The sequence below is a fragment of the Mesorhizobium tianshanense genome, assembly GCF_007830515.1.
In the GTDB taxonomy this organism is placed as follows: Bacteria; Pseudomonadota; Alphaproteobacteria; order Rhizobiales; family Rhizobiaceae; genus Mesorhizobium; species Mesorhizobium tianshanense.
The window spans coordinates 20,773-28,652 of record NZ_VLKT01000073.1 but is presented as its reverse complement, the minus strand read 5'-3'; the positions used below and the strand labels follow the sequence as shown (position 1 = coordinate 28,652).

The 7,880-nt window shown below is 60.3% G+C and carries 9 protein-coding genes; 7 read left to right on the top strand and 2 right to left on the bottom strand.

The annotated features are described in order from the left end of the window. A partial coding sequence (locus IQ26_RS34485) for a transposase (RefSeq protein WP_145722845.1) occupies nucleotides 1-486 on the bottom strand: 486 nt, incomplete at its 3' end. Between the two features lie 808 nt (nucleotides 487-1,294). On the opposite strand from IQ26_RS34485, the gene IQ26_RS34480 reads away from it, so the two are divergent. From IQ26_RS34480 to IQ26_RS34450, 7 genes are all read left to right on the top strand, one after another. Further along, complete coding sequence (locus IQ26_RS34480) at nucleotides 1,295-2,527, top strand: tyrosine-type recombinase/integrase (protein ID WP_145722844.1); 1,233 nt, start codon at nucleotides 1,295-1,297, stop codon at nucleotides 2,525-2,527. A gap of 88 nt (nucleotides 2,528-2,615) precedes the next feature. Beyond that, entirely contained in the window at nucleotides 2,616-3,200 is a 585-nt protein-coding gene (locus tag IQ26_RS34475) for a hypothetical protein (protein WP_145722843.1), read from the top strand. A 98-nt stretch (nucleotides 3,201-3,298) separates the two neighbouring features. Beyond that, nucleotides 3,299-3,505, top strand: a complete 207-nt coding sequence (locus IQ26_RS34470) for a helix-turn-helix domain-containing protein (RefSeq protein ID WP_162458158.1) — start codon at nucleotides 3,299-3,301, stop codon at nucleotides 3,503-3,505. Between the two features lie 395 nt (nucleotides 3,506-3,900). After that, the gene (locus IQ26_RS34465; RefSeq protein ID WP_145722841.1) at nucleotides 3,901-4,110 is read left to right on the top strand and encodes a hypothetical protein; all 210 of its coding nucleotides are present in this window, start codon (nucleotides 3,901-3,903) and stop codon (nucleotides 4,108-4,110) included. Continuing rightward, nucleotides 4,107-5,447 (top strand): phage/plasmid primase, P4 family, encoded by a 1,341-nt coding sequence (locus IQ26_RS34460; protein ID WP_162458157.1) that lies wholly within the window; start codon nucleotides 4,107-4,109, stop codon nucleotides 5,445-5,447. Before IQ26_RS34465 ends, IQ26_RS34460 begins: the two co-directional genes overlap by 4 nt. Before the next feature lie 393 nt (nucleotides 5,448-5,840). Further along, nucleotides 5,841-6,407 (top strand): hypothetical protein, encoded by a 567-nt coding sequence (locus IQ26_RS34455; protein WP_145722839.1) that lies wholly within the window; start codon nucleotides 5,841-5,843, stop codon nucleotides 6,405-6,407. A 21-nt stretch (nucleotides 6,408-6,428) separates the two neighbouring features. Further along, a complete protein-coding gene (locus IQ26_RS34450) occupies nucleotides 6,429-6,869 on the top strand; it encodes a terminase small subunit (protein ID WP_145722838.1) in 441 nt (146 codons plus the stop codon). A 109-nt stretch (nucleotides 6,870-6,978) separates the two neighbouring features. On the opposite strand, the gene IQ26_RS34445 is transcribed toward IQ26_RS34450, so the two are convergent. Next, nucleotides 6,979-7,707 carry a recombinase family protein gene (locus tag IQ26_RS34445; protein WP_145722837.1) on the bottom strand — a complete coding sequence of 243 codons (729 nt, stop codon included), beginning with the start codon at nucleotides 7,705-7,707 and terminating at the stop codon, nucleotides 6,979-6,981. Nucleotides 7,708-7,880: the final 173 nt, after the last annotated feature.

The following is a 7,880-nucleotide window of genomic DNA, read 5'->3' as shown; positions in this document are numbered from 1 at the left end:
GGCCTTTTCAGCATCGGAATTGCGTTGCTTCGGCGCCGCCACGATCGTGGCATCCACGATCTGGCCACCAATCGCCAGATAACCGGCCTTGGTGAGGTGCTTGTCAAAACGGGCGAACAGGTTCTCCACCGCCCGGGCCTGCGTGAGGTGCTCCCGAAACAACCAGATCGTCTTGGCGTCGGGAACCTTGTCGCCGAGCCCCAACCCGAGGAAGCGCATGAAGGAAAGCCGGTCCTGGATCTGGAACTCGGCCTGATCGTCCGAGAGACTGTAGAGCGCCTGCAGAACCAGGACCTTGAACATCATCACCGCGTCAAAGGGCGGCCGGCCGCCTTTGGCGCCATCGGAGCGCTTCAGTGCCTTGGCCAGCGGTTTCCGGAAAACCTCCCAAGGCACCACCGCGTTCAGCTTCTCCAGTGGATCGCCGGCCTCGCTCAGCCGGACATAGCGCTCGTCAATATCCCAGAACCCAGCCTGGCCTCGCATCCAACGCCTCCGTGCAAATCACCAGGCGAAGTGAATCAAAATGCGTTCTCGATTGCTAGGTTTTTCGAGGTGTCCAAGTGTCTCACGGCCTAACGGCTCAAAAGTTGCCCGGCGTTATTTCCGCTATTCGGTCCACAAATTCCCTACGGCCGTTGCGTCCACTAGAAACGGGGCGCAGCATCGCCGACAGCCCGGCAGGCACGTTCTTCTATGTCTCAGCATATCATATCAATTTTAGAGCAAGGGAGCCCTTTCCCTTAGATCGAGGGAAAATCGGCCAGGCCTTGCCGGTAACCGGGTTATTTTATGAGTTTCAACATCGTTCTAATGGCAAGCTTTATCTGATTGCATTTGCGTCGGAGACAGAGGCGGACCGCTTAAGAGGCCTTGGCGGGGATCAAGAATTCAGAGCCACCCTCTCCTGAAATTTGGGGGGCGCAGACTTCATTGGTTGAGTTACCCGTGGAGCGGCTTCGGGCCGGGGACTCAAGAGACCTTCAGCTCGATGAATCAGGCGAGTCCCTGATGGTGCTCGACGTAACTGTGAACTAGTTCAATGGATACACTCAACAAAATGATTGGGGCACCAGTGTGGGGCACTGGCTAGAAATGGCGTTGATTTAAAACCAATGATATCATTAATTTAGCAATGGCGGAGAGGGAGTCCGCTATACCTTACGTTCAGGGTTGCTCACGGCTTATCAAGAAAGCCGGGATTTCCGGGCTTCTTGACCTCAAAAGGCTTTGTACGTTTTCATGTTCTGCTATACAATGCCATTTCAAAGGTGCAAGTAAAGGTGCAAGAGAAATGGCGCGTGGCCTCAACAAGCTCTCCGACCGTAACGTCAAGGCCCAAACCAAACCGGGACGCCATTCCGATGGCGGCGGCCTTTATCTGCAAGTTGAAGCGAGCGGGTCGCGGTCATGGGTGTTCATGTGGAAGAGCGATGGCAAGCGTACTGTCATGGGGCTCGGTGCCTACCCGACTGTCTCGCTCGCCGATGCCCGCGAAAAAGCGGAAGCCTGCCGCAAGGCCGTCGACGCCGGCCGGAGTCCGCTCGCCGACAGCCGCAAGGAAAAAGAACCGACCTTCGCCGAATGCGTCGATCTTTTCCTTGCCGACAATAAATTGGGCTGGCGGAACGAAAAGCACAAGGCGCAATGGGAAATGACACTCGGTGACACCTATTGCCGGCAATTGCGGCCGATGCGGGTTTCGACCATAGGGACCGAGCATGTGCTAAAGGCTCTTAAGCCGCACTGGCAAGGCAAGGCCGAGACAGCGTCGCGGCTAAGGGGCCGCATCGAGCGCGTCCTGGCCTTCGCCAAGGCCAAGGGCTGGCGCTCGGGCGAGAATCCAGCGCAATGGCGCGGCCACCTCGACGCGCTGCTGCCGAAGCGTCAGAAGCTGCAACGCGGCCACCATGTTGCGATGCCTTATTCGCAGGTGCCGGCCTTCGTCGGACGCCTCGGCAATGCCGAGGCGATGGCGGCTCGCGCGCTGGAGTTCCTAATTCTCACCGCCGGCCGGTCCGGCGAAGTGCTGAATGCCCGCTGGTCAGAGATCGATCTCGACCCAGCAGGCACGGGGCCGGTTTGGGCGGTTCCAGCCGAGCGCATGAAAGCAGGGAGGCCGCATGAAGTGCCGTTGTCGCCGCGTGCGACCACCATCCTCAAGGAATTGGCCGAGACGCGCCAGAATGACTTCGTGTTCCCCGGCCAGCGCCTTGGCCGTCCGCTGTCGGCAACGGCTATCGAGATGCTGTTGCGCCGGCTTAAGGTGAAGCCGGTCACGCCGCACGGCTTTCGCTCTTCCTTCCGCGACTGGGCCGGCGACGCGACCAATTTCCCGCGCGAACTCGCCGAGGCGGCGCTGGCTCATCGCATCGGCGATGCCACCGAACAGGCTTACCGCCGCTCGACCGCACTCGCCAAGCGCCGCAAGTTGATGGAGGCGTGGGCGGCTTTCCTGGCACGCGGCGGTGCCAAGGTGCTGGAGTTCCGTCGCGCTGGATCAGCCGACGCGCCGGTGGCAGGATGACCGGGCAGGGATAGGGCGACGGCCCGAACCCCGGCCTGCACCGACGGGCTCCCTGCGCCTTCCGTTGGTGCGCGCAAGGTGCTGGCGCATGGCAAAAAAACACGCTCCGAAAGGCGGATCGCCGAATTTCGCCGTCTTGCGGAAGCAACAGGATCAGGCCCGCAGCGAGAAAGACCTCGACCGGTTTGAGGAAATCGGTCGCGACCTTGCCGCCGTCATTGCCGCCGAAGGGCAAAAATACCCGCATCACTTCCTGAGATCCCGCGAGATGAAGGCGCGACTGCTGTTGCGCGGCGTTCCCGAAGAACGGGTGCAGGGAGAACTGCCGGTGCATTGGTTCCCGCCACACGGCAGCTTTCTCGAATACGAATGTCGCTGGGCTTTGGTGGAGGTGCTGCGTTCCGAAAATCCGCCGAAGGACATCTTGCAGCTGACGGCAGCGCTGTTCGTTCCCGATAGCGGGCATCCGCTGGCGGATGCGTTCGTGGCTGTGATCAAGGGCCGGGATCGCGGCACGCGTGAGAACATCTATGCCAAGGCGGCCATCCTCAACGTCGTGGACACCGCCGTGCGCGATGGCCGGGGCACCGATGCCGGCGTCCTCGAAGCTGCCGAGCGCTATCATCTAACGCGTGAATATGTCTATCGATGCTGGGGTGAACGGGAGAGGTGAACCCGATCCGCGTAATGGGTTTAGTTACCCGGTCGTCGCCATGTGGTTCCATGCCTTGGCAATTCTTTTGGCCTTGGCATTTGGATGGAGCCAGTTTCATGTCAGACGAAAAGCTCAGCTTTACCGTAAAGGAAGCCGTCAGGGCGACGGGTCTTTCGGAGACGACGCTTTATCGCCGTTTCAAGTCTGGCGCGCTGATCCCGCGCAAGTCGGAAGGCAGGACGTTGATCCTGCGGACTGACCTTGAACGGTACCTCAATTCGCTGCCCGAAGCCCCAAGCGGCCCGAACAGGCGGGCCGCATAAACGAAAACCCGCCGGGCTTGACGGGCCACAGCGGGTTCGGGACTTTGGGTGTTCGGGGCTTCAGAGCCCGAAACATAAGTCTCGACTTAAGCGTCGTCAAGCTTCCGGCCTTTTCAAGGAGGCCGCACGATGCGCACGCCCCACGACCTATCCGTCCTCGATCCCGACGATGGCGAGCCGCGCCACGTCATCCGTCGATCAACAGCGGCGAGTTTTTGCGCTCTGAATGCTCGCCGTTCCACGCTTGGTCTGGTGCCAGTGCATCCAGCGTCATCGCTCGCGCCTTTGGCACGCGAAGGGCGTTCTATCGAAGCTGCTGCGGTCCGCGCTTGGCGGCTCGATCATCGCCTTGTTGCCTTACCGCCCGGTTTCGCCGTTCCGCGATGGAGATCGCGATGAGCAGCAAGCTGCCCGACATTACCGTCACGGCGCTGTTCATCGCTGTTGCCGCTGCGGCACGCAAGGAGAGCCGGCGCTACTGGGCGGTGAATGGCAAGCGTTTTCCGAAACAGGAACCATCGTTCTGGCCGGCAACACCTGAAGGCACCGACGACACCTTGAGGGAACGTCGCCACCGCCGACGGCAAAAGGGGGTGTGGACGTGAAGGACGAAAGCCGCATCCACGCCGTCGCCGAACTGGACACCGTCAAAGAACACACCGACGAGGCGCTGGCGCTCGAGTTCGCCCGCCGCCATGCGATGCGAACCCGCTACGTCGACGGCTGGTCGCGCTGGATGTTATTTGACGGCGTCGTCTGGGCACCCGACGAGATCCTGACGGTGTATAACTATGCGCGTGCCCTGTGCCGCGACGATGCCGCCAGCGCGCCGCCCAGAGATGGGGGGAGGATCCTATCGGCCAAGACCGTTGCAGCCGTCGTCGCGCTTGCCCGCTCGGATTCGGCGCTCGCAGCCGTAGTCGACCAGTGGGACGAAGACCCGATGGCGCTGAATTGCGATGGCGAGGTCGTCCAGCTTGATGCCGACGGTTGCAGCCGCCGCGTCATACCCGGCGACTATATGACCAAGTCGACGGCGGTCGGGCCCGGCGACGGCTGCCCGCTGTGGCTGGAGTTTCTAGCTCTCGTGACTGGCGACGACGGCGAACTGATCGACTACCTTCAGCGCGTGTGCGGCTACTGCCTGACCGGTCTCACGGTGGAACACGCGTTGTTCTTTCTGTGGGGACCGGGCGGGAATGGCAAGTCGACCTTCATCGAAACCATATCCGGCGTCATGGGCGACTATGCCAAGACCGCCGGCATCGATACTTTTACGGCCTCGGCGTCCGACCGCCACCCTACCGATCTCGCCGCCCTGCAGGGCGCACGGCTGGTGACGTCGATTGAAACGGCCAAGGGCCGCAGCTGGGACGAAACCCGTATCAAGACGCTGACCGGCGGAGACCGCATCTCGGCGCGATACATGCGGCAGGACTTTTTCGAATACACGCCGCAGTTCAAGCTGATGATTGCAGGAAACAACAAACCGGCCCTGACCAACGTCGACGACGCGTTCAGGCGGCGTTTCCACATGATCCCTTTCATCGTTCGCATTCCGGACGACAAGCGCATCCTCGGCTTTTCCGACCGGCTTAGGGACGAATGGCCGGGCATTCTGGCATGGATGATCGAGGGTGCCGGACACTGGCGGCGGCTCGGCCTGTCGCCGCCGCCTGCCGTGCTGGCCGCCACGCAGGAATATCTCGACGGCGAGGACACCATCGGCGCTTGGCTCGACGAATGCACCGAGCGCGTTGCCGATGGCTTTGAAAGTCGACAACGGCTGTTCGCGTCATGGAAGGAGTTCGCATTGCGGACTGGCGAAAATCCCGGCACGCAAAAGCAACTTGTTGGCGCGCTCGCTGGGCGCGCCGGCATCTATCCGCACAAGCGCGAGGGCATTCGCGGCTACCTCGGAATTCGCATCACATGGGACTGAAAAATGCGTTTCGGGGCACTTGGGGCACTTCCCTCCATAATGGACGTAGTGATGTCGTCGAGCGAGCTTTCAGCACCTATACGTCTATATAGGACGCAAGTGCCCCAAGTGCCCCGGCTGGACCGCCGAGTGACCTCCTTGATGGCATTCGATGGACGGAAACGGGCCGGCGAGGACGGACATTTCTGAGAGAAATGTCCTTTCCGTCCGTTGAATGGGCCTTTGGCAGAGGCGTCCGACAAAAACGGTTTTTCCGGTTTTTCCGTCTTGCACATCCGGCGGCAGACGGGTCTTGATAGACGCAGCCGGAGGAGGACACACCATACGGGGATGCATTCGTGAAGAGAGAGCCACCCAATTCCAGCATGGTCGGATTTCGAGAGGAAAGCGCGTATGTTCAATAGCATCAGAAGAGCGTTCACTGCGAATTCACGCTTGTGGGATTTCGCCGGCTACTGGGCCAACGTGGTGGTGGAGCACCATAAAATTACGGGACTGAACCTTGAGCAGATTGCTAAAGCCTTAGGCGACCAAGAAGGTCTAGACGACATTTGTCGCAGAGCAATGAAGGAGAGGCTTTCATCCAAAGACTGCGCAGTGGCAATAATCCGGAGTGGTTTATATGAGCCAGTCTCGGTCGATGGGCGGGGTGATCCTGTAAAAGAGACTAGCACCGCATATAGAGCGACCTCGGAAGCAATCGATGAGGCGCAACGGGTCCAACGCGAACTCACGGACGAGTTTGCCAGATCAGGACTTGATTTTATGACCCTGCATCCAATTATACACGGGGCGGTACTTGCTGAAGCGCTTGCGTTTGGCCGCATCGATCGCACTGTTGAGATGTTCTTTGAAATTGCCGAAATGATTGGACGCAAAGCCCTCTCCGAGGAGGACAAAGCCAAAATGCTGTTGGATGTATGGAAAGATCGCGCTGAAATGATAAACGGCCCCACATAAGGACGGTATCCTGACACGACCATGCCACATGCCAAATTGAACATAAGGCAGGAGCGGTTCTGTCTTGGTCTCGCCGAGGGCCTACCGCAATCGCGAGCCTATATTGAGGCTGGCTACACGGCGCGCGGCAATGCCGCTGAGGTGGCTGCCGCACGGTTGTTCAGAAAAGTTCAGGTGCGGTCCCTCGTAGCCGAGTTGCAAGCCAAGGCTGCAAAGCGCTCGGAAGTCACCGTCGACAGCCTCGTCGCTGAGCTTGACCACATGCTGCAATTGGCCACGAAGCTCGGCCAGCCGGGGGCTGGCGTGACGGCCGTCATGGGGAAGGCGAAGCTGCTCGGGCTGATAGTTGATAAAGCCGAAGTCGCCACGACGCTGCGCCGCCCAATGCGTGAGCCGGGCGAGGCCAAGACGATGAGCCTTGAGGAGTGGCAGGCCAAGTTCGCGCCAAAGCGCATGAACTAGGGGGGCTGCCTAGAGGTGCGGTCGGTGTAACCGGTGCCCGAAGGCCGACCAAGGCGTTCGACCAACTGCGCGGCCTCCGGTGGCCCGGCGCAGGCCGTTTTCGAGTTGGCTACCAGCGAGTGCTGAGTGCCGGTTGCCCCGCCGTTGTGGCCGTCTCTTCAAGCTCGGCCGTTCCCGCGTTACCGCTGCGCTGCAGTACCTTCTTCACGGCCACATGCGAGAGCGCAATTCTGTCCTCAGCCAAGGCCTCGGCAATGGCGCGAAGAGACAGACCTTGGCCACGAAGTTCGCGCATTCTGGAGATGGCCTTCTGCTCGGTTGCATCTTCGAGAAGTTCGCCGTCGTCAGCGATCTGGTAGCCAAATGGGCGCGCCCCACCGAGAAATCGGCCCCGCTCGCGCTGGTCGGCCTTCACCTGACTTATGCGCTCACGGATGCGGTCCCGTTCAGCTTCAGCGAATGCCGATGCAATTGTGAAGAACAGCTTCGACAAGCCGTTGCCGGCAATGTCGCCGCCAAGATCGATCAAATGCAATCTCACACCTTTGGCGCGCAAAACCTGCTGAACGTGGAGCGCGTCGATTGCCGAACGGAACAGCCGGTCAAGCTTGGCTGCAATGACAACGTCGCCATCCTTCAGCTTGGCAAACAGCGCCGCGCCCGCCGGGCGCTCCACGACCGGGACCGAACCTGACACGCCTTCTTCGATCATTGTTTCGTCGACGGCCAAACCGTGCATAAGCGCGTAACCGCTGATCTGGCGCTGCTGAACGTCAAGGCTCTCGCCCTCGCTGGCCTGCCGGGCAGTCGAGACGCGGACGTAGGCATAAACGGTCATTGGATGTTTTCCTGTAAGCGCGTTAAGGCGCATCTCTTATAGGCGCGGAACGGCGTGCTTGTAAAGGTCCTTTAGCACGTTAACAAATCTGACCTACCAAAGCCCTGCGGATTGCCATTGCCAAGCCGACTTTGGAGGTTGCGCCATGGCCTTCTCTCTGCCAGCAAGCGGCA